Here is a 279-nt window from a genome sequence, read left to right as displayed (position 1 = left end):
AGAAATGGTGTTTGGTGCCTGCTGCTCAGTGGTAACAATATTTGTGTTTTCCATGATTTTCCCCTTATGCCTGTACGCGCAACGCTTCAAGGCGGCGCACATCAAAATCGTTCAGTTCGTCGGTGTAGTCTTCTGTGATAGGCGCTGACCATTCACCAGTGTCGAAGCCGTTTGCTATCTCTCGCATTGTTTTGCGGTATTCCAGCATGCCAAGTTCCAGCAACTCGGTAGACGCCTCAATGATGGCGACCCAGTGGTAGTTCTCGTCTTTGTTGACGA

At 49.5% G+C, this 279-nt stretch carries 2 protein-coding genes; both read right to left on the bottom strand.

The genetic code is table 11. The features are described from left to right. A partial coding sequence (locus ACLJR2_RS23835; RefSeq protein WP_410957938.1) for a hypothetical protein occupies positions 1-102 on the bottom strand: 102 nt, incomplete at its 3' end. Beyond that, the coding region (locus ACLJR2_RS23830) for a hypothetical protein (protein ID WP_219828196.1) at positions 65-279 on the bottom strand (215 nt) is incomplete at its 5' end. The genes ACLJR2_RS23830 and ACLJR2_RS23835, both read right to left, overlap by 38 nt.

Source organism: Salmonella sp. SAL03688 (assembly GCF_046551895.1).
In the GTDB taxonomy this organism is placed as follows: Bacteria; Pseudomonadota; Gammaproteobacteria; order Enterobacterales; family Enterobacteriaceae; genus Salmonella; species Salmonella enterica.
The sequence above is the reverse complement of the archived record's forward strand: the minus strand, read 5'-3'. Positions and strand labels throughout refer to the sequence as shown.